This is a genomic window from Pseudoalteromonas sp. NEC-BIFX-2020_015 (assembly GCF_012952265.1).
Taxonomy (GTDB): domain Bacteria; phylum Pseudomonadota; class Gammaproteobacteria; order Enterobacterales; family Alteromonadaceae; genus Pseudoalteromonas; species Pseudoalteromonas neustonica.
The window spans coordinates 49732-71417 of record NZ_JABCJL010000005.1 but is presented as its reverse complement, the minus strand read 5'-3'; the positions used below and the strand labels follow the sequence as shown (position 1 = coordinate 71417).

The following is a 21686-nucleotide window of genomic DNA, read 5'->3' as shown; positions in this document are numbered from 1 at the left end:
GTCCTACAGGATGAGGACGGCGCGGACTTTACCAAACTAGTTCACATAAATAAACTAAATACACAGACGAATTGAAAGAATTGATAAACATATAACTAATCCTACAAATTATATTTTAATTTAACTTAAAATTAACATTGATAAAGCGGTGATAATTTGCTCTATTGGCAATAATAGAATAAAAGCTCCACACCATTTTACTGCCCAGCGCAATTTAATAGTGTGATTATAAAACACACAAAAAGAGTACTCTTAATGAAAAAAATAATCGTTCTATCTATTTGTAGCTTATTGTTTATTTTTAGCTCTGCAGCAAGTGCAGGTTATACCCAAACTAAATACCCCCTCGTGTTAGCACATGGGATTATGGGTTTTGATGATGTATTAGGGATTGATTACTTCTATCGTCTACCAACAAATTTAAGTAAAGATGGCGCACGCGTTTATGTCACTTCGGTTTCCTCTGTAAATAGTTCTGAGCAACGAGGTGAACAATTATTGCTGCAAGTCGAGCAAATAATGGCATTAACAGGGGCGAGTAAAGTTAATTTAATTGGCCATAGTCAAGGGGCTCAGAGTATTCGTTATGTAGCATCTATTCGCCCAGACATTGTAGCTTCAGCAACCAGCGTTGGAGGCGTTAACTTTGGTAGCCCTGTTGCAGACGTTGTTCGTCAAGGTCTTACCCCCGGCTCAAAGCTTGAGGGAGTAGCCAAAACAGCATTCAATGCTTTTGGCGGGTTAATAGCCTTACTTTCAGGTAATAGTGGTTTGCCACAAAATGCGGTGGGTGCACTTGAGAGCTTAACCACTGAAGGTGCACTCGCGTTTAATCTAAAATACCCTGAGGGTTTGCCTGCATCACAATGCGAACAAGGCCCTATGCAAGCAAGTAATGGGGTTTACTATTTTTCATGGAGTGGGACGCGTACACTTACTAATATTTTTGACCCGTCAGATGCCGCATTAGCAATCACATCACTCCTTATCCCTGGGGACGATGATGGGTTAGTATCTCGTTGTAGCAGCCACCTTGGTTATGTTTTGAAGGACAACTATAAAATGAACCACCTTGATGAAGTAAATCAGATGATTGGCTTTCATCATATTTTTGAAACTGACCCATTAACGGTTTACCGCCAACATGCGAACCGTTTAAAAAGAATGGGCTTATAGAGTATGTCTCGCTCATATCGAATAGGACTTGTGGTAATCACCACAGTCCTTGTTGTTAGTTACTTTCTCTACCCCGCTGAAAAACGGGCCTCCTTGCCAGCTGTAACAATACCCACAGCGGTTGACGACATATTTGAACACGTTATTTTAGCTGAGCAAGAACGCGAGCATTTTAATATTGAACAAACACAACACGCCTGCACGCAAATAGTACAATGTAAAAAACATGCAGCTTTATTTACACGTTACTTAAGCTTTAAGCAGGAACTTGCTCAGTTGCAATATACGCTGATTGCGCTACCACTGTCAGAGCAATTAAAAACAATGATCGCTTTTCAAAGCCGCTTTTTTAGCGACGATGAAATCGCTTTACTATTCGATGACGACAACCAATGGCAACGCTATACGATTGCTAAGCTTGAAATTAACGAAGATGAAACAATAAGCGATGAGTTAAAACAACAGCTACTAGTGAATCTTGAAAGTGCATTACCTGAACGCCTTACTCAAGCACTAAAACCCAGCAAACAGTTACAGGCATTGAATAATGAATTTGAAAAGGCACTCATCAATTCCGATTACAACCAACTGGCGAGCGAGTTTGGTGATGCGAGCGCAACACGTTTAATCGCATTACAGCAACAGCGAGAACAATGGCAAGCATTGAGTAAGCAATTAATCTCTCAAATAAATTTATTAAATGAGCAATATGATAAAGAACAAGCCAAACAAAAAATTACGGCTTTACTTGATGAACATTTAACACCTAACCAAAAGCGACGATTTTTGGCAATTTATCCTCGTACATAAAAAAAACGCGGCTCTAGCCGCGTTTTTTCACTCTGTAAACTCCTCAGAGCTTATTTATCTATTAATGTGCTTGCTCCCAGTTGTCACCAACATCGGCTTCAACAATTAATGGCACATCTAGCTTCGCAGCTTCTGACATTAATCTACAAATTTCTACCGTGTATTTTTCAGCACATTCTGTTTTGATTTCAAATACTAATTCATCGTGTACTTGCATCAATAATTTCACTGTATTGGGTGCTTGTTCATGCACCCATTTGTGAACTGTCAGCATAGCTTTTTTAATGATGTCTGCCGCAGTGCCTTGCATTGGCGCATTAATCGCTGCGCGTTCAGCACCTTTACGACGAGCACCGTTGCGAGCATTAATTTCAGGTAAATGTAAGCGACGACCAAAAATGGTTTCAACATAGCCATTTTCAGCGGCTTTTTCTCGCGTTGATTCCATGTACTCTAATACCCCCGGGAAACGCTCAAAATATTTGTCGATATAGTGCTGTGCTTCATGGCGTGGCACATCAAGTTGACGTGCTAAACCAAAGGCTGACATACCATAAATCAAACCAAAGTTTACCGCTTTCGCTTTACGGCGCATATCTGTGGTTACATCATCTAAGTCAACACCAAACACTTCAGCCGCAGTTGCACTGTGAACATCTAAGCCTTGTGCGAACGCATTCAATAAGCCTTTATCTTGCGATAAATGCGCCATTATACGTAATTCAATTTGACTGTAATCGGCAGCGACAATTTTATAACCCTCAGCGGCTATAAACGCTTCACGAATACGACGCCCTTCTTCTGAGCGAATTGGAATATTCTGTAAATTTGGATCCGTCGAGCTTAAACGCCCTGTTGCTGTCACTGCTTGATGATACGAGGTATGCACGCGATTAGTCTGCGCATTGACCATTAGCGGTAGTTTGTCAGTGTAGGTCGATTTAAGCTTAGATAAACCACGGTGCTCAATAATAACTTTAGGCAACGGATAATCATGCGCTAATTCTTGCAGCACTTCTTCAGCGGTTGATGGGGCACCTTTTGGCGTTTTCTTAATAACTGGCAGCTCAAGCTTTTCAAACAATAATACTTGTAACTGCTTAGGTGAACTTAAATTAAATGGTTCGCCTGCTATTTCATGCGCTTCTTTTTCAAGCTCAATAAGTCGCTCACCTAAACGCTGGCTATGCGCTGCTAGCATCTTGCTATCAATCGCTACGCCGGTGCGTTCTATATCTGAAATAACACTAATTAATGGTAATTCAATTTCTTCGAATACTGATTTAAGCTTATCGTCGGCTTCAATTTTAGGCCAAAGTACTTGGTGCAATCGTAGGGTTATATCCGCATCTTCTGCTGCATACGGCGCGGCTTTTTCAAGTTCAATTTGGTTAAACGTTAGCTGTTTTTTGCCTTTACCTGCAATATCTTCAAAGCTGATATTCTTATGACCTAAATATTTTAATGCTAAAGAGTCCATATCGTGGCGTGTGCCTACACTGTTAAACACGTATGACTCAAGCATGGTATCGAACTTAATCCCTTTTAGTTCAAAACCAGCATTCGCTAATACGCTTTTATCGTATTTAAGGTTTTGCCCTACTTTGGCTTTATTTTCATCTGCTAAAATTGGCCCAATCTTCGCCATCACAGTCTCTAAACTTAATTGCTGCGGTGCGCCGGGGTAATCGTGGGCAACGGGTAAATAAACCGCTTCACCGGCCTTTATGGCAAAGCTCATGCCAACTAACTGCGCTTGCATGTAATCTAAGCTGGTTGTTTCAGTATCAAAAGCAAATAATTCAGCAGCATTTAATTGCTCAACTAACGTATCAAGCTGTGTTTCAGTAAGGATTGTTTCATAGTGAGCGTCTACCACTTGCGGCAATTCACTCACTTCGCTTGGCACGGCTAAATGAGTCTCAGCATCTTTTGGATTGTCGAGTAACTCAGCCAACCAACGGCGGAATTCACATTCACCATATAAAGCAATCAACGCATCACGATCAGGTTCTTGTAGCTTGAACGTATCTAGATCTGATTCAACCTCAACATCACACTTTATTGTCGCAAGTTCATAACTCAATGGTAAATGAGGTACTGCTGCTGCCAGCTTTTCACCTATTTTACCTTTGATCTCACTAGCATGATCTAATACACCTTGTAATGATCCATATTTTTGTAACCACTTAACCGCTGTTTTTGGTCCACACCCATCTACACCTGGTATGTTATCAACTTTATCACCCATCAAAGCTAAATAATCAATGATCAATTCAGGGCCAACACCGAACTTTTCAACCACAGTGACGGGATCTGAAATGCTATCAGTCATCGTATTGATCAAAGTAACATGCTCATTAACAAGCTGAGCCATGTCTTTATCACCCGTTGACACTAATACGTGACGTTTTTGCTCAGAAGCAATACGTGCAAACGTACCAATCACATCATCGGCTTCAACACCTTCAATGCTGATCAACGGAAAGCCCATCGCTCTAATAATATCGTGTAGTGGCGCTATCTGAGTGCGCAAATCATCCGGCATAGGCGGGCGATTGGCTTTATATTCACTGTACATATCGTTACGGAAGGTTTTACCTTTGGCATCAAAAATCACCACCATATGACTTGGATCATACTGCTTGATCAGACTTTTCATCATATTAACTACGCCATAAATAGCGCCAGTGGCTTCGCCTTTAGAGTTTGTTAAGTGTGGCGGAGAATGATAAGCACGAAATAAATACGATGAACCATCAACTAAAATAAGTGGGTTTTCGGGGATCTGAGCCATGGTGTAATTGGATCCTAAATGAGATAAAAACTAAATAATTACAAGCATGCCATAAGGCAGTACAGAAAACGACTGTGAATTAGTTACGCAAGTAATCATTAAAAGAGTAAGTTGTGGATAACTATGTAGATAACAACCACGGAAAATTCTTCCAAAGTAGTAAAAACGACTTAGAAAAAATGTAAGTTATTGTTTTATTTAAAAAGATAATACGATGTTCTTTTTTATTATTTTATTAGCTGAATGTGGAAAAAATTTTTAAGTCTTTGTTCATTCAATCTAGTTTCTCGATTATTTTAAAGCTTCTAAATAACCGGACGAGCATTCTACCACAATGGATCAAAGATCATAGCGATCCTTTATAATTTTTTCCTATTAGCAAACTTAAAAAAAAGTATATAGCGTGCTTTTACTCCGCTTAAAGTTAATTTTAAAAGTAAAATTATTTTAAATTAACTTTCTAAGATCATCAGTGATCTTATAGAAATCACGACTACGATTAGTTAACTTGCGCTTTGGACTAGGGCGTGTGGTTGTTCCCCATAAATAGACGATAACGCATTATAAATGCCAAACATGCGCTGCCCAAAGGGTTCTTCCCAGGGGCGATTAACTCTTTGTTGCCTACACCGATGTAGGTAAGGGCGTGAGCAGGACGCGGAAGCTTTGCTCGGTTTTTACTTATTCTCAGGATGTGAGCCAGTAGAATAACGCAGGAACAGTTATCGAGCCCGCTCGATTCCAAAGCTCAAGTTAGTTGACCATGCTAAACTGATACGACTAAAACTAAAGGAGAGTAAAGGCATGAAAAAGATAGCTGTAATTTTAGCTGGTTGTGGTGTTTATGACGGCGCAGAAATCAACGAAGCTGTATTAACTTTATTACATATAGCTAAAGCAGGCGCTAGTTATCAATGTTTTGCTCCTGATATTGATCAATTGCACACCATTAATCACCTCAATGGTGAAGAAATGCAACCTAACCGTAATGTGTTAGTGGAAGCCGCACGTATTGCTCGCGGTGATATAAAAGCTCTCACAGAGCTCACTGCAAATGACTTTGATGGCTTAATTATTCCTGGTGGTTTTGGTGCAGCAAAAAACCTATGTGATTTTGCTATAAAAGGATCTGATGCACAGGTGAATCCTCAGATGTTACGTGCTTGCCAAGCCTTTGCTAATGCTAATAAGCCAGCAGGCTATATGTGCATCGCCCCAGCAATGATCCCATTGATTTATAATACTGGCGTAAAAGCAACAATTGGTAATGATGCTAATACAGCACACGCCATGCAAAAATTAGGTGCTCAGCACGTTGATTGCGCAGTAAGTGACATCGTAATTGATGAACAGTACAAACTCGTGAGCACCCCTGCTTACATGTTAGCGCAATCGATTTTAGAAGCAGATGCTGGAATTGAAAAGCTAGTTGGCGCAGTATTACGCATGAGCTAGCAACCATACCCGAGCCACCTCAAGATACAGAATTCAGCGTTTCACAGGGGCTTAATATCAAGGCGTTATTTTGCAACAATGGCAGTCCCTTTTAAGAAGTAACAACGATGAGAGTAAGTACCTTTAAAACACCCGGTTGGTTGTTTTTAAAGAGATTTATACTGCGTTACTTTTATAAAAGATTGATTTTAACAATAGAACGACTATTACTTGCAACCAATACCTTGCCTAAATCGCTTTAAATTCCAACGACGCTCGCATCTTGAGGTGGTTTGGGTATAATAATTAGAATAACTTAGCCAGTTAGACGTTTAGCGTGGTTAAGTTATTCCACTATAAACTTCATCATGCCTAACGTGCCTAAAATACCAGCCAAGCCCCTTAAACCGACAAGTTCCATTGTGTCATTTCTTGCGCTAACGCAAAAAATATTGTTTTTTCATAATAAAAATCCATCGTAGCGTTTTATAAATGGTGGCTAAGCGTTATAATCGTTCTAAATTCCGTCATCTATCGTGATTGATCACGTTCAAATCGAAGTGAGCAAGGCAAAATGAAAAAACTATCAGCTGCATTATTATTGCTAACAACTACCGCATACGCACAGCCATATGATAACTCTATGACTGAAGATGCAATCAAAAAACGTATCGCACCTATTGGTGCCGTTTACTTTGAAGGCGCTAAAGCAGCAGTTGCTGATGTGCCTACAGGCCCTCGTACTGGCGAGCAAGTTTACCAAGCATCATGTTTTGCATGTCACGGTACAGGTGCATTAGGTGCACCTAAATCTGCTGACGATTGGACGCCTCGCTTAGCTAAAGGTGCTGACACACTTTTAGAACATGCTATTAATGGCTTTAATGCAATGCCTCCTAGAGGCACGTGTATGGACTGCTCTGATGATGAGATTCAAGCAGCTATTACGTTCATGACTAAATAGTAATACTTAATTACTTAGACTAAATTATGAAAGGCTGATTTTTATCAGCCTTTTTTATTGCCGAAGTATAAAAACAAAGTCTTATATCATTATTTTTCATTATCCCTTTCTAATACTATTATCCACTTGACGATTAAGCTAAAAAATGAAAATATAAGAATAATAAATATACAATAATAACAATCGGTCCAACGTTAGTGGAAGATAAAGCAGCTTTACTACAAAAACTAGAGCACAAGAATGCACGTTTAAATGCACTAGTACAGAAGTACAAGCAATCACATCACTTGCAAAATGCCCTGATACAATTATCAGAGCAAGCCAGTACTGTTGCCGAATTAAGCCTGCTCTACCCCGCCATACATAACATTTTGCAAGATTACGTACCAAGTAAAAGCTTTTATGTTGTTCTACTAAATCAATTTACCAATACACTTGAGCTGTCTTATTTTGCAGATGAAAAAGATGGTATTTCGGTGCCTCTTCATCAAGACCATAATTTTAGCTATGGGGTTACCGGTTATGTATTTAAATGCGGAAAAACCACCTACTATCAAGGTGATGAAATGCAGGCTGCTGCTGATAAAGGTTTATTCCGCGTGCTTGGTACGCCTGCGGAACATTGGGTTGGTGTGCCCGTCTACCGAGAGCAAAGCATAATTGGTGTATTAGTTGCGCAGAGTTACGATAAGCAACAAAGCTATAGCGAACAACAGATAGAGCTACTTGAAGTAATGTCGCTATACCTATCAACAGCAATCGAGCGGGTTAAAAAACGAGAACTACTCGAGTCAGAAGTAAAAATTAGAACGCGCGCACTCACTCAAAGTAACGAAGCACTTAACTTAGAAGTAGAGCAGCATAAAAAAACCCTAGAACGCCAGCATATTTTGTTTAAAATCTCAGAGCTTGCAACACAGAGTAAACACATAGAAGAAGTGTACCAACAAGTACATGAAATAATAAAATCAATTACTTATGCTGATAACTTATATATAGCCTTGCATGACCGAGAGTCTGGTTGGCTAAGCTTCCCCTATTGCATTGATGAGTTTAATCACAATACCCAACCTCGTCCCTTTGCTAAGGGTTACAGCGAATTAGTGATCAGCACTGAACAAACGCAGTTAATTGATGATAAGCGAGCAAACATTCTCATTGATTCTGGTATAATTGAACGACCAACCCAAGTACCTGAATCACAGACTGCAACAAGCTGGCTCGGCGCTCCACTGAAAACAGCACAAGGTGTTATTGGTCTTATTGTTTGCCAAGCCTATAGTAACAAACATAACTTTAGCCAAGATGACTTTGAACTAATTACATTTGTTTCACATCAAATAGCGACCGTATTACAGGCTCATTTAGCTAACCAAGCATTAAAAGAAAGCCATCAAGATCTTGAACTTCGCGTTGCAGAAAAAACAAAAGAAATCAGCCAAACAAATATGCATTTGCATATGCAAATCGAAGAGCGTAAAAAAATAGAACAACAATTGTACCATGACGCTCATCATGATCCTCTTACAGGACTACCAAATCGTAGTTTGTTTTTAACCCAGTTAGAAAAAACATTACAGCATTATCAGCGCTACCCTGAGCAAGAGTTTGCAGTACTGTTTATTGATTTGGATAAATTTAAAGACATAAATGATCAACTCGGCCATCAGGCTGGAGATCAATTTTTAATCGGCGTTGGTGAGTCATTCTCCCAATGTATACGCGAACACGATTTATTAGCGCGATTAGGAGGCGATGAATTTGTTATCTTATTAACGCATTTAACCTGTCGCCAGCAAGCCGAAGACATTGCTAAAAGATTGATTAAAATAATGAAAAAACCATTTTGTATGAAAGGAATTTGCGTACAAAGTGGTGCAAGTATAGGCATTACATATTCAAAAAAGAATTATAAACATACCGATGAAATTATTAGAGATGCCGATGCCGCGATGTATTACGCAAAAAATGCAGGTCGTAGCCGTTTTGAATTTTATCATCCTCTGCTGAGTGTTAATGCAGGTTCAAGTCATCATGTGTTTGAATCAAGCCACCATTTAGACTCACTCCCGATGAATTTTCGCAGCTCTGAAATTGTTACCCTTAGTGAACAATATCAGTCAGAAACATTACTTGAAGCATTTGGAGAGCATCCTGTACTTGGCAGTACCAGTTTTGACATACTCAAGAAATTTGCAGCTGATAAAGCGCAACAATTAGAGGTTGAGTTACAACTACTGCGTAATGCATGCGAGCAAGCTAAATCGGCACAATTAGCGATGATTTTATTTCCCTGCTCAGGACTACTACTAGAAAAAACGGAATTTAGGGCCTTATGCCAATCACTTAAAAACTTGAATATTAAAAACCATATTTGCCTGTTATTTAACGAACAAGAAATTCGTTATGCATCGGCGGTACAAGTAAGTAACCTAAAAACTTTAAGCGAACAAGGATATTCAATTGGCTTAAATGACTTTGCCAAAGACCGTTGCGAGCTAAATTTATTGACCGAGTTACAGTTTGATTATTTATTGCTTAGCTCTACTTTTAGCAAACGTGTTTTGCAGCAAGAAAGCTACGATTTACAGCTGCAAGGCGTGTTAGCAATTACGAAAATAAAACAAATAAAAGTCATTGCAAAGGGCCCTTCAATTCTTAATTTTAGAGCCCTACTCGATACCCATGGATTATCACTTTTTGTTGGGAAACAACATGCGATAAACATTCCCCTTATAAAAAATGATCCTCTCAATAACGAACAGATACTTAATTAGCCCCAGTTTTGGATAAATATACCCAAACCACTACTCTGGTTTTTTAAGCATCGCTCTTAAATTTGCAACACGAGCTTGGCCTTTTTCCATCCGCTGAGCTTGGGTATTTGGTGCCTTTCGATTCTCAAACTCTAAATCATCTTGCGGTAGTTCTTGTATAAATCGACTCAACTCGGTTTGTGATGTTTCGCCAAATTGACGACGAATTTTTGCATAGGTCATGGTCAACTCCTGTTGAGCACGGGTAATACCTACGTACGCCAAACGGCGCTCTTCATCTACATTATCCTCGTCAATACTTACTTGGTGCGGCAGTAACCCTTCTTCCATACCGACCATAAACACGTAAGGATACTCTAAACCCTTTGATGCATGTAACGTTGATAACTGCACGGCATCGGCTTCGTCTTCTTCCTCATTACGCTCTAGCATATCGCGTAAAGTTAACTTACTCACAACTTCAGCAAGCGTTAAAGGTTGATTATCAGCATCGCCGGTTAACATATCGGTGATCCAACGATATAATTCAGAGACGTTTTTCATACGCATTTCAGCCGCTTTTGCACTTGGAGATGACTCGTACAAATAGGCTTCGTAATTTATTTGTCTCACTAAATCTTTTACTGCTTCTAACGTATCGCCACGTACTGCATTATCTGAAAGCTCAACAACCCAACGAGCAAATCCTGCCAGCGAGTTCAAACCTCGTCCCTTTAAACGGTAACCCAAGTCATTATCAAAACAAGTAGCAAATAAGCTCGCATGCTTTTCATTGGCCAAAGTGCCCAGTTTTTCAAGCGTCACTGTACCAATTTCACGTCGCGGGGTATTTACGATACGTAAAAATGCGTTATCGTCATCTTGATTAACCAATAAGCGTAGGTACGCCATAATATCTTTAATTTCTGAACGTGAGAAAAACGACATACCGCCACTAATTTTATACGGTATGCGGTTACTCATGAGTGATTTTTCAAAACCACGCGCCTGATGATTACCACGGTATAAAATAGCGTAATCTTTGTAACTGGTGCGCTTCATAAATTTATGCGAGATAATTTCTGCAACAACGCGCTCTGATTCGTGCTCTTCATCACGACAACCAATTACTTTTAACGGCTCACCATTTTCTAAATCACTAAACAGCTTTTTCTCAAATTCATGAGGATTATTGGCAATCAGAATATTAGCCGCTTTTAAAACGCGCTTCACACTACGATAATTTTGCTCTAACTTGATTAACCTTAAACCTGGGTAATCCTTGCTAAGGAGTACTAAGTTTTGTGGCCGAGCGCCACGCCATGAATAAATAGATTGATCATCATCACCTACCACTGTAAAACGCGCACGCTCACCAACTAACAGCTTAACTAATTGATATTGGCTGGTGTTAGTATCTTGATATTCATCCACTAACAGGTAACGGAACCGTTGCTGCCAGCGCTCACGCGACGTTGCATTATTGGTAAGCAGCAACGTTGGGATCATAATCAAATCATCAAAATCCAGCGCGTTGTAAGCACGTAGCTGAATTTGATAACGCGCATACAACTGTGCAAATAACGCTTTTTGTGGATCTCGCGCTTCGCGAATGGCTTGCTCTGGTAGAATTAATTCGTTCTTCCAGCTACCTATTTGCATTTTTAATAAGTTGAGTAAATCTTTGTCTTTTTTGAGCTCTTCTTCGGTTAAATCAGCAATCAGCTGGCTGGTATCTTGATCATCAAACAGTGAAAAACCTGGTTTAAATCCCAGTGTTGTTAGCTCTTTTTTAATGATTTCAAGCCCTAGGGTATGAAACGTAGAAACCCACAAGCCTTTAGACTCTTTTTTACCTAAGGTTTGAAAAACGCGCTCACGCATCTCTTTTGCCGCTTTATTGGTAAAGGTTACCGCTGCAATATTACGTGCTTGATACTCACATTTTTGTACTAAGTAAGCGATTTTATTAGTAATTACACGGGTTTTCCCTGAGCCAGCCCCTGCCAGCACTAGGCATGGACCACTAATATATTTTACCGCTTCATCTTGTTTAGGATTGAGTTTCATATCGACCAAAGAGATTGCATTAAAGACAGGCAATTTTAACGTAATCACTACAATACGCCTAGCCAATAAGGTAATATTGGTCATTATCATTTACGCGAGAGTAAGGGACAGACATGATCAACCCAGCAAAACTTGAAGAAATTGCCAAGCAAATTTCTAACAACATGCCACAAGGTGTTAAAAACCTTGCCGATACGTTTGAAGCAAAAACCAAACAAGCTATTCAAAATAAGCTTGCTGAGATGGACTTTGTCAGCCGCGAAGAATTTGATGTGCAAAGCCAAGTACTTATTCGCACCCGTGAAAAGCTAACCGAGCTTGAAGCCAAAGTTGCCTTATTAGAGCAGCAACTCACTAGCAGCAATGACAACAATGACTCGCAAGTATAATAACGCCCAAAATTATTTTTTCAGGCAGCTTCGGCTGCCTGATTTGTTTTAGCTCTTGCATTTACATCCTTGCCTATATACGATGTGTATACGTTTTATATATTGGCAAGCGCATGGGCATTGTAAAAATCAGCGATCAACTCCACGAAGAAATTCGTAAAGCTAGTACCACTATGGTGCGTTCAATTAACTCTCAATCTGAATACTGGATAAAAATTGGCATGTTGGCCGAGCTTAATCCAACCATGACCTACGCCGAAATTATCAAACAACAACTCGCACATGCCAATGTAACAGTGGGAGAAAATTTACATGAGTGAGATAATTATTAAAACGCCCGCACAAATTGCACTGATGCGAGAGTCTGGTCGTTTGCTCGCTCGGGTCTTTGCTTATTTAGACGAGCAGGTAAAAATCGGCATCACAACGATGGAAATAAACGATTTAGTCGAGCGCTATATTGTTGACGAACTCGCCGCTCGCCCTGCCAGTAAAGGTCAATACGATTACCCTTATGTATTAAATAGTTCTGTAAATGAAGTTGTATGCCATGGTTTTCCTGACGCTAAACGAGCATTAAAGTCGGGTGATATTGTTAATCTAGATATTACTCTTGAAAAAAATGGGTATATCGCTGATTCCAGTAAAATGTATATGCTTGGTGAAGTCTCACCGCTAGCGCAACGCTTAGTTGAGAAAACCTATGAGGCAATGTGGCAAGGGATCAAACTTGTTAAGCCTGGAATAAGGTTAGGCGATATTGGCAACGCCATTGCTAACTTTGCCCACACTAATGGTTACAGTGTTGTTCGTGAATACTGCGGCCATGGCATTGGTGAGCAAATGCATGAAGAACCGCAAGTTTTGCATTACGGAAAACGCAACACCGGGGTTGAACTAAAAGAAGGGATGACCTTCACTATTGAGCCAATGATCAATCAAGGTGCCGCAAAGGTAAAAACCAAACCAGATGGCTGGACTGTGATCACCCGAGACAAGAAACTCTCTGCACAATGGGAACATACTATTGTTGTCACTGCTGATGGCTATGAAGTACTAACCTTGCGAGAAGAAGAGCTCACCAACGATTGTGTAGACTAAACTAAACAATGCCCACTTTATTGGTAAATAATCAACTGTCTCACCTGAGCTTTGAAAAATTCTCGCCCGATCAACGCTTAGCTGATTGGGTGCAGTGTTACTGGAAAATTGGCTCTTCGGGCGCGCAAACAGCGCAATTGTTTGACGAAAAACTCTACCCAGATGCAGGCGCAAGCTTAACCATTGATTTTAGCCATGATACGCCAATCGTTAGTTTCACGTTCAATCGCCATACTCTTGCAAAAACCTTTTCTAATCACGATAGTCTATTGAGTATTCGCTTTGCTCCTACAGGCGCTTACCACCTACTCGGAATAGCATTGCATGACTTAGCTGAAGAGAGTTACTTGCTAGGCTATGACTTTACCCCTCGTTGGTATAGCAGTTTAATAGCATGCGTTGAAAAAATGCACAACAGCCCACTTACCAGCCAATTATACCTACTCGAACAATGGCTGCTCAACCAAGCTATTAGCAATAAACTTGCTAAAAACAGCACGCTGCAGGTGATACAAAAGCTGATCCAGCATAAGAACTCTGCCACCGATATAAGTAAGGAGTTAGGATTAACACGGCGAACGTTAGAGCGGCGCTTAAAAAAAGAAGCGGGCGTGAGTCCCGGCCAATTGCAGCAATTTTATCGGCTCAAAACTGCGCGGGCATTACTAAGTAGCAGTCATACCTCAGTAACCGATATTGCATTACAGTGTGGTTATTATGATCACGCTCACTTTAGTCATTCGTTTCTCAATTTTACCTTTGAAACACCACAGCAATATCGCAAACGTAAAATATTAAGCATACCCACCTAAACCACCTCACAATGTCGCAAAACTACAAGGCAGCAAACACATAATTACTTAATGTATAACCTCAATAACAACTCACCATTGAGGAAAAACATGGCTAATCGTCTATCCCAAAAAACACTATATACACTGCTCCCACGTATTCCCAAGCACCTTATCGAACTTGGTAACGTTGATTTTTCACTAAATAATGCGCTCAATCAAACCATCATCCACTTAGTTAAAATACGGGTTTCGCAAATTAATCACTGTGCGTTTTGTCTAAATATGCACATTAATGAAGCCAGAAAAAACCATGAAACTCAAGCTCGGTTAGATATTTTAAGTGAATGGCAAGAAGTCGATGCCTTTACTGATGCAGAAAAAACCGCATTAGCATGGAGTGAAGCGTTAACCACCATTAGTCAGGCAACTATCACCGACGAAATCTACCAAAGCATAATCAACGCCTTTGGCGAACAAGGCATGCTAGAACTAACAACTGTTATTTTGGAGATCAATAGCTGGAATAGAATAGCAGTTAGCCTAGAGTTTAAACCTGATATTTAAAATGCACATCAAACGATAGTTATACCCAAACATACTAAAACTATATTTGGGTAATACCCAAGCCACCTCAAGATGCGAGTTTCAGTTGGAATTTAAAGCGATTTAGGCAAGGCATTGATTGCAAGTAATAGTGGATCTATTGTTAAAATCAATAACGTAGTATAAATCGCTTTTAAACCAACCCGTTGGGCGTTTCACAGGTACTTACTCTCATCGTTGTTACTTCTTAAAAGGGATTGCCATTCTTGCTAAGTAACGCCTTGATATTAAGCCCCTGTGAAACGCTGAATTCTGCATCTTGAGGTGGCTTGGGTATAACTATAATGTACGCTTAAACACTTCGACTGAGGCATTTTGGTATTGGCTATTTACTTCATCCGCACATGTTACAACTGATCCTAAATCATGCAAATGACCATTAGCTAAACCATACACCCAACCATGAATCGTTAACTCTTGCCCGCGAGACCATGCTTCTTGCACAATATTAGTACGGCACACATTACGCACTTGCTCAATAACATTTAGCTCGATCAAACAGTTTAAACGCTCTTGCTCGGGCATGTTATTTATTTGGCTAAGGAATTTTTCTTTAACATCACCAACATGACGCAACCAATTATCAATAAGGCCAAATTTTGCATCATTAAGCACCGCTTGTACGCCACCACAGCCATAATGACCAACAACCATAATATGTTTTACTTTGAGTACTTCAACAGCGTACTGCATAACAGATAAACAATTATGATCTGTATGTACTACTACATTTGCCACATTACGATGCACAAATAACTCACCCGGCATTAAGTCCACAATCTCGTTGGCAGGGACACGTGAATCAGAGCAACCTATCCATAAGTATTCTGGGTTTTGCTGCATTGATAGAATTTTAAAAAACTCAGGATCGTCTTTGCAAGTACGCTCGGCCCAGCGTTTATTATTCTCAAATAAATTTTTTAAATTTCTCATTGCATCTCTTTTTATGACGGTAAACTTGCTTGGATCAAGATATTACGTGGGGTTAATTGCTTTTCGCAAAATGTTGTCACGCTCACTTGATAACCCTGTTGCTGCAAATATAAAGCACGATCGAGCACAAGCCAAACCTCAATTGCTCTTCTAAATACATGTCGAACCAGTTCAATGCGATCAGTCACCTTTTTGCGCATTTTCCCCTTTAGTAAAAATGACTCGTAATCAATGTCTTGAGGTAACTCTAACGATTTTTTATCCGCCGCCCATGCACAAAATGCTTTAAATGAACCGGAGAAAATAGCTTTATGTACTGAAGGCACACTAACATAGCATTGTGAGCCTGTGAGAGATTTACGCAGTGCATCAAACCCTAACCGCCATTCAACTTCTGTCTCACGTACTTTAGCCACCCGCGATGGTGCCGTAACCATTTCCTGTAGCGCTAATTTCAAATCACGATGGCATGGGCGCAGCTCACTTTTTTTAGCCTCAACGCTCATGCCTTGATAAGTATCCTCTGTAAATAAGTGATAGCAACACGGTGAAAAGCTGATCTGCTGCGTTTTTGCAAGGCAGGCCTGATACATAAACGTTTGATGCAATCCGCCGCAGGCATGCAAAGCAACGGCATGCAGAGCTGGATAAAAATGCTTAGCAACGTTGTCTTTTAACACATCGGCCTGAGTAAATCGCATAGCCAGCCCTTGTTGTTGTGCACTTTTTTCACCTTGCTCACATAATGATTGCTGGAGTTCTATACTGTGCACATTAGAGGCTTTGTTAAATGCAAGCATTCGACCTAAATGCCCTTTCCCCGCACACCATTCTAAAATAGGTAACGCAGGCTGTGGTCGCTCAAGTGCACTGACAAAGTCTTGTAATTGTGTAAATTTACGCCCTTTAATACCATTACTTAGCCAAAAAGGATATTCATCACGATCGATGTTTGCAGCCGTTAACTCACACAAAGAAGTAAGAGTATCCAAACCGGGTATATAGGGGCTAAAAAGTTGGTAGAGCGCATTCTGATCAGTATCCAGTTCAGCAACCTGTTCATCGCTTAATAAATCAAAAACTGGGACTAACTCAGGCCATGGTAATTCGTCAAAATCAAAAGCTGTACACTGCCAAAAATTACGGTGTGTTATTAATAGGTTATCGAGGGCTGTAAACTGCTCAGCAAGGGTCATATGATCATAAGCGGTGAAATGTGAATGTGTATATTATACGCTTTTTCTCAGCATCAGTCGTAAATAAAGCGGTATTGATAATAAAGTTAAAATAATTGCAGCGATCAACATCCAGGACATTTGTATTTCTTCAGGTCTATCATAAGAGTAGATAAACCCTTCTTTTGCGCTATTAAACACAGTCTGATCGAACTTATATAAGTCTGCGATCAATCGCCATTTAGCCATCGACATAGCGCCGAGATGAGTCCCAGGAGGTAAAATATAATCCTTTAAGACCTCAGCTTCATACGTTAATTCGCTAAGACTTTTATTAGGAGCGTAATGTTGTTGGATAACGGCAATTGACTCATCTAAATTCATCATCGCATAGCGCCACCCTTTTAAGCTCGCCTGATGAAAATTTTCCACTGTTTGTGGATGGTATAAAAGCATATTTTCGGTGGTATAAAGAATATCGCTGTAGACATTAATACCATACTTTTGCGGGCAAATTAATCTATGTTCAACCCCCGCCTGGCGCATCAAAAATGGTTCGTTAGTTACATACACCTGCATCGCATCAAGTAATCCATCAAGCCAATCTTGGCTCCCACCACTTCCTGAATAAACGGGGAGTTTTGAAGTATTAATACCACTGCGCTCTAGCATTACCAGTAGTTCTGCACTTTCTTTACGACTAATACTGCTAATGCGTTTATTAGCAAAATCCCTAGGATGAAAAATTTCGGAGCTTCTTTTTACCATCCAACAATACGGTGAAAATTGTAATATCGCGGCCATAGCCACCAGCGGTTTGCCATCAATTCTATGCTGTAATATTCCTGAATGGCCAACCCCAAAGTGGGCTTGTCCACCCAGTACTTTACTAAAAGTATCCGGGTTATCTGGATCCGCGGGTAAGATAGTGACATTCAAGCCAGCATCTTTATAAAAGCCTTTTTCAGCAGCCATATAATAGCCGGCAAACTGAAATTGATGGAGCCACTTCAATTGCAGTGTAACATTTTTACTGGCAAAGCTTGCTGTACTGAACAACAAAGCAGCCACACTTAGTGTTAACAACCTTTTAAATGGCAACATGCAAACCTAGCTAGGCACTTTAATTATATAACTATAGATAACAGGCTTGATAAGACCAAAAAATATGTGCAATAAACAGTATCTCGCGTTAAATACTGTTTATTGCAAAGTGCTAGGGCGTGTTGCGCTAGTGATTGGCAGCTTTTGCTGTATTAACTGAAGCCTGACTAGTCAAAAACTGAGTGAAACATGGATTGTGTGTTTCATCTTGTACACTGTAACCAAGACGGTTTAAGTGCTCGTTAAATATCTCATACTGACTTGGTTCAATTGCAAAACCAGCCAATACATTCCCCATAGAGCCACCATGGTTACGATAATGAAATAACGTAATATTCCAATTACAGCCCAAAGTATCTAAAAAGCGTGCCAATGCACCGGGATACTCAGGGAACTCAAAGCGCAGTAAACGCTCATGCATTTGCTCCGGTGCTTTACCGCCGACCATATAACGCACATGTAATTTTGCTAATTCATTATCTGATAAGTCGCAAAATTGGTAACCATTAGTTGCTAAATCACCTTTGAGTTCATCCAGCTCCTGCTGGCCTTGACGCAGTGCAATACCGACAAATATTTGCGCTTCACCCGGGCCTGCATAACGGTAATTAAACTCTGTAATGGCACGCCCCCCCAATGAAGCGCAAAACTGCTTAAAGCTGCCTTTTTCTTCATTGATAGTAACGGCTAATAGCGCTTCATTTTTTTCTCCAAGCGCCGTGCGTTCAGCAACATAACGTAAGCGATCAAAGTTCAAATTAGCACCAGACAATATAGCCGCTAAATGCAGGCCTTTATACCCCGTTTGTTGGCACCACTTTTTTAGCCCTGCCGTGGCTAATGCCCCAGAAGGCTCTGCAATAGCTCTGGTTGATACGAAAATGTCCTGCATCGCTGCACATATTTCATCGCCAGTTACTGTTACCACCTCATCACAAAATTTTTGCGCTAGACGAAAGGTTTCTTTACCTATAATTTTTACTGCTACGCCGTCTGCAAAGCTACCAACGCGCTCAAGCTCAACGGGCTCGCCTGCTTTCAGTGCCGCTTGCAAACACGCACTTTCGTCGGCTTCTACGCCAATAACCTTAATATCAGGACGTAATGACTTAATATAAACGGCCATACCAGCGAGCAATCCGCCACCGCCAACAGGAATAAACACCGCATCTAATTCATTAAGTTGCTGCATTAATTCTCGCGCTACTGTGCCTTGTCCAACAATAACATCAGGATCATCAAATGGAGGGACAAACACGCCATTTCGTTGTTCAGTTAATTCCAGTGCGTGTGCTTTTGCAGCATCAAAGTGATGACCATGTAATATCACTTCACCGCCAAGTGCGCGCACTGCATTAACTTTTATTTCAGGTGTAGTAAGCGGCATTACAATGGTCGCTTGATGGCCCAAATGTGACGCACTGAGCGCCACACCTTGAGCATGATTACCCGCAGAAGCGGTAATAACTACCGAGCCTTTTGGTAACTTTACTAGTTTGTTATACGCGCCGCGCAATTTAAACGAATAAACCGGTTGCTGATCTTCGCGCTTTAACCACACTTGATTACCAAGGCGAGTACTAAGCTCAGCCATGTCACTTACATCAGTGACCTTAGCCAGTGGCTCCATATTCGCTTGGATTATAGCGCGAAAATAATCGAGCTCTTGAGAAACCATAATTAGCTAAGCTCCTCCAGTTTGGCTAAGTCACGCACCGCACCTTTATCGGCACTAGTGGCAAGCAGCGCATACGCTTTTAACGCAGATGATACATAACGCTCACGATCCAGTGGTTTATACGCTTGCTTACCGCGCGCAAGTTGCTTTTCTTTACGTGCTTGCAGCTCTTCATCACTAATCGCTAATGTGATCTCACGGGTTGCGATATCAATAATGATTTTATCACCATTTTCAACATAGGCTATCGCGCCGCCACTAGCCGCTTCAGGTGAAACATGACCAATAGATAAACCAGATGTACCGCCAGAGAAACGGCCATCAGTGATCAAAGCACACTTTTCAGCGAGGCCTTTTGATTTTAAATAACTGGTTGGGTAAAGCATTTCTTGCATACCTGGGCCACCTTTAGGTCCTTCGTAGCGAATTACTACAATGTCACCAGCTTTTACTTCATCATTTAATATACCGTCAACCGAATCATCTTGAGATTCATATACCACGGCGGTGCCTTCAAAATGCAGCATTTCATCAACCACACCCGCACTTTTAACAATACAGCCATTTTCGGCCAAATTACCCGACAATACTGCTAAGCCGCCGTCTTGACGAAATGCATGTTCAACACTGCGTATACAACCATGTTCACGGTCATTATCCCCTTCATCCCAACGGCACTCTTGGCTCATTGCTTTAGTAGTACGAATACCCGCAGGGCCTGCACGATAAAACTTTTGTGCAACTTCATTATTAGGATCTGTCGCATCCCATTTTTTAACCAGTTCACCCATCGTCATACCAGCAACATGATTAACCGATAAGTCTACTAAGCCCGCTTTGCCAAGCTCACGTACTATCGCCATCATGCCACCCGCTCTGTGCACATCTTCAATGTGGTACTCAGGAGTTGCTGGCGCAACTTTACATAAAAATGGCGTTTTACGAGATAATTCATCAATGTGCGACATATCAAAATCAACCCCAGCCTCTTGCGCCGCTGCAAGTAAATGCAATACGGTATTTGACGAGCCGCCCATGGCAATATCAACAACCATTGAATTCATAAAAGCCGTTTTGTTAGCAATCGCACGAGGCAATACATCGTGGTTATCTTTTTGATAATACTCACGGCATAAATCAACAATGCGTGCACCCGCTTCAACATACAATCGTTTACGATCTTTATGGGTAGCAAGCGTTGTACCATTACCAGGCAATGCTAAACCTATTGCTTCGAGTAAACAGTTCATTGAATTAGCCGTAAACATACCTGAACATGAACCACACGTAGGACAGGCCGAGCGCTCTACTTGCTCTGAGTCTGCATCGCTTACACTTGGATCCGCACCTTTGACCATGGCATCAACTAAATCTAGCTTAATATCAATATTCGCAAGTTTAGTTTTACCTGCTTCCATTGGCCCGCCAGAGACAAATATGACGGGGATGTTTAAACGCAGTGCTGCCAACATCATCCCTGGAGTGATTTTGTCGCAGTTTGAAATACAAATCATCGCATCAGCACAATGACCATTAACCATGTATTCAACTGAGTCAGCAATTAAGTCGCGTGAAGGCAATGAGTACAGCATGCCGCCGTGGCCCATCGCAATACCATCATCAATTGCAATGGTATTAAATTCTTTTGGCACACCACCCGCTTGAGTGATGGTTTCAGCCATCAATTCACTGAGTTGATTGAGGTGAACATGACCCGGCACAAATTGTGTGAACGAATTTACAACGGCGATAATCGGTTTGCCGAAATCAGAGTCTGTCATACCCGTTGCACGCCATAATGCACGAGCACCTGCGCGCTTTCGTCCTTCCGTAGTTGTTGCACTTCTTAATTTAGCCATAGTTACCTCAGTGTTTGCAGCGACCAGCATTTAGGACGCTGAC

At 40.8% G+C, this 21686-nt stretch carries 17 protein-coding genes; 10 read left to right on the top strand and 7 right to left on the bottom strand.

Annotated elements, in window-relative coordinates; all coding sequences use genetic code 11:
- The first annotated feature begins 255 nt into the window (after positions 1-255).
- Positions 256-1176: a triacylglycerol lipase gene (locus HH219_RS05270; protein ID WP_054204910.1), complete on the top strand. Its 921-nt coding sequence runs from the start codon at positions 256-258 to the stop codon at positions 1174-1176.
- Between the two features lie 3 nt (positions 1177-1179).
- Positions 1180-1986: a lipase secretion chaperone gene (locus HH219_RS05265; protein WP_082379026.1), complete on the top strand. Its 807-nt coding sequence runs from the start codon at positions 1180-1182 to the stop codon at positions 1984-1986.
- 61 nt (positions 1987-2047) lie between these two features.
- Here HH219_RS05265 and polA read toward each other — a convergent pair whose 3' ends face one another.
- A complete protein-coding gene (gene polA, locus HH219_RS05260) occupies positions 2048-4783 on the bottom strand; it encodes a DNA polymerase I (RefSeq protein WP_169326839.1) in 2736 nt (911 codons plus the stop codon).
- Between the two features lie 804 nt (positions 4784-5587).
- On the opposite strand from polA, the gene elbB reads away from it, so the two are divergent.
- The 3 genes from elbB (at position 5588) to HH219_RS05245 (ending at position 9958) form a co-directional block, all read left to right on the top strand.
- Positions 5588-6238 (top strand): isoprenoid biosynthesis glyoxalase ElbB, encoded by a 651-nt coding sequence (gene elbB / locus HH219_RS05255; protein ID WP_054455775.1) that lies wholly within the window; start codon positions 5588-5590, stop codon positions 6236-6238.
- Positions 6239-6791: 553 nt separating this feature from the next.
- Complete coding sequence (locus tag HH219_RS05250; protein ID WP_054204914.1) at positions 6792-7181, top strand: cytochrome c5 family protein; 390 nt, start codon at positions 6792-6794, stop codon at positions 7179-7181.
- A 197-nt stretch (positions 7182-7378) separates the two neighbouring features.
- Positions 7379-9958 (top strand): diguanylate cyclase, encoded by a 2580-nt coding sequence (locus HH219_RS05245; RefSeq protein WP_169326838.1) that lies wholly within the window; start codon positions 7379-7381, stop codon positions 9956-9958.
- Between the two features lie 30 nt (positions 9959-9988).
- Here the strand turns inward: HH219_RS05245 and rep are convergent, their stop codons facing one another.
- Positions 9989-12007, bottom strand: a complete 2019-nt coding sequence (gene rep / locus HH219_RS05240) for a DNA helicase Rep (RefSeq protein ID WP_054204953.1) — start codon at positions 12005-12007, stop codon at positions 9989-9991.
- A gap of 113 nt (positions 12008-12120) precedes the next feature.
- On the opposite strand from rep, the gene HH219_RS05235 reads away from it, so the two are divergent.
- The 5 genes from HH219_RS05235 (at position 12121) to HH219_RS05215 (ending at position 14855) form a co-directional block, all read left to right on the top strand.
- On the top strand, positions 12121-12396 hold the full coding sequence (locus tag HH219_RS05235) for an accessory factor UbiK family protein (protein WP_169326837.1): 276 nt from the start codon (positions 12121-12123) through the stop codon (positions 12394-12396).
- Between the two features lie 113 nt (positions 12397-12509).
- Entirely contained in the window at positions 12510-12716 is a 207-nt protein-coding gene (locus tag HH219_RS05230) for a ParD-like family protein (protein WP_054204917.1), read from the top strand.
- Positions 12709-13497, top strand: a complete 789-nt coding sequence (gene map / locus HH219_RS05225) for a type I methionyl aminopeptidase (protein WP_054204918.1) — start codon at positions 12709-12711, stop codon at positions 13495-13497. The genes HH219_RS05230 and map overlap by 8 nt, the downstream gene beginning before the upstream one ends.
- A gap of 8 nt (positions 13498-13505) precedes the next feature.
- A complete protein-coding gene (locus tag HH219_RS05220) occupies positions 13506-14309 on the top strand; it encodes a helix-turn-helix transcriptional regulator (protein ID WP_169326836.1) in 804 nt (267 codons plus the stop codon).
- Between the two features lie 90 nt (positions 14310-14399).
- Positions 14400-14855: a carboxymuconolactone decarboxylase family protein gene (locus tag HH219_RS05215; RefSeq protein ID WP_169326835.1), complete on the top strand. Its 456-nt coding sequence runs from the start codon at positions 14400-14402 to the stop codon at positions 14853-14855.
- Positions 14856-15173: 318 nt separating this feature from the next.
- On the opposite strand, the gene can is transcribed toward HH219_RS05215, so the two are convergent.
- From can to ilvD, 5 genes are all read right to left on the bottom strand, one after another.
- A complete protein-coding gene (can, locus tag HH219_RS05210) occupies positions 15174-15827 on the bottom strand; it encodes a carbonate dehydratase (protein ID WP_054204921.1) in 654 nt (217 codons plus the stop codon).
- Between the two features lie 11 nt (positions 15828-15838).
- Positions 15839-17023, bottom strand: coding sequence for a methyltransferase (locus tag HH219_RS05205; RefSeq protein WP_169326834.1), 1185 nt, complete (start codon positions 17021-17023; stop codon positions 15839-15841).
- Between the two features lie 33 nt (positions 17024-17056).
- Entirely contained in the window at positions 17057-18106 is a 1050-nt protein-coding gene (locus HH219_RS05200) for an ABC transporter substrate-binding protein (protein ID WP_082355724.1), read from the bottom strand.
- Positions 18107-18233: 127 nt separating this feature from the next.
- Positions 18234-19784, bottom strand: a complete 1551-nt coding sequence (gene ilvA, locus HH219_RS05195; protein ID WP_054455781.1) for a threonine ammonia-lyase, biosynthetic — start codon at positions 19782-19784, stop codon at positions 18234-18236.
- A 2-nt stretch (positions 19785-19786) separates the two neighbouring features.
- The gene (gene ilvD / locus HH219_RS05190) at positions 19787-21643 is read right to left on the bottom strand and encodes a dihydroxy-acid dehydratase (RefSeq protein ID WP_054204924.1); all 1857 of its coding nucleotides are present in this window, start codon (positions 21641-21643) and stop codon (positions 19787-19789) included.
- Positions 21644-21686: the final 43 nt, after the last annotated feature.

Excerpts from the sequence above, each read along its gene's own strand:
- HH219_RS05200 (WP_082355724.1), bottom strand. The coding sequence starts at position 18,106 with ATGTTGCCATTTAAAAGGTTGTTAACACTAAGTGTGGCTGCTTTGTTG.
- map (WP_054204918.1), top strand. The coding sequence starts at position 12,709 with ATGAGTGAGATAATTATTAAAACGCCCGCACAAATTGCACTGATGCGA.
- HH219_RS05235 (WP_169326837.1), top strand. The coding sequence starts at position 12,121 with ATGATCAACCCAGCAAAACTTGAAGAAATTGCCAAGCAAATTTCTAAC.
- HH219_RS05250 (WP_054204914.1), top strand. The coding sequence starts at position 6,792 with ATGAAAAAACTATCAGCTGCATTATTATTGCTAACAACTACCGCATAC.
- can (WP_054204921.1), bottom strand. The coding sequence starts at position 15,827 with ATGAGAAATTTAAAAAATTTATTTGAGAATAATAAACGCTGGGCCGAG.
- HH219_RS05230 (WP_054204917.1), top strand. The coding sequence starts at position 12,510 with ATGGGCATTGTAAAAATCAGCGATCAACTCCACGAAGAAATTCGTAAA.
- ilvD (WP_054204924.1), bottom strand. The coding sequence starts at position 21,643 with ATGGCTAAATTAAGAAGTGCAACAACTACGGAAGGACGAAAGCGCGCA.
- ilvA (WP_054455781.1), bottom strand. The coding sequence starts at position 19,784 with ATGGTTTCTCAAGAGCTCGATTATTTTCGCGCTATAATCCAAGCGAAT.
- HH219_RS05270 (WP_054204910.1), top strand. The coding sequence starts at position 256 with ATGAAAAAAATAATCGTTCTATCTATTTGTAGCTTATTGTTTATTTTT.
- HH219_RS05265 (WP_082379026.1), top strand. The coding sequence starts at position 1,180 with ATGTCTCGCTCATATCGAATAGGACTTGTGGTAATCACCACAGTCCTT.
- rep (WP_054204953.1), bottom strand. The coding sequence starts at position 12,007 with ATGAAACTCAATCCTAAACAAGATGAAGCGGTAAAATATATTAGTGGT.
- polA (WP_169326839.1), bottom strand. The coding sequence starts at position 4,783 with ATGGCTCAGATCCCCGAAAACCCACTTATTTTAGTTGATGGTTCATCG.
- HH219_RS05205 (WP_169326834.1), bottom strand. The coding sequence starts at position 17,023 with ATGACCCTTGCTGAGCAGTTTACAGCCCTCGATAACCTATTAATAACA.
- HH219_RS05220 (WP_169326836.1), top strand. The coding sequence starts at position 13,506 with ATGCCCACTTTATTGGTAAATAATCAACTGTCTCACCTGAGCTTTGAA.
- elbB (WP_054455775.1), top strand. The coding sequence starts at position 5,588 with ATGAAAAAGATAGCTGTAATTTTAGCTGGTTGTGGTGTTTATGACGGC.
- HH219_RS05215 (WP_169326835.1), top strand. The coding sequence starts at position 14,400 with ATGGCTAATCGTCTATCCCAAAAAACACTATATACACTGCTCCCACGT.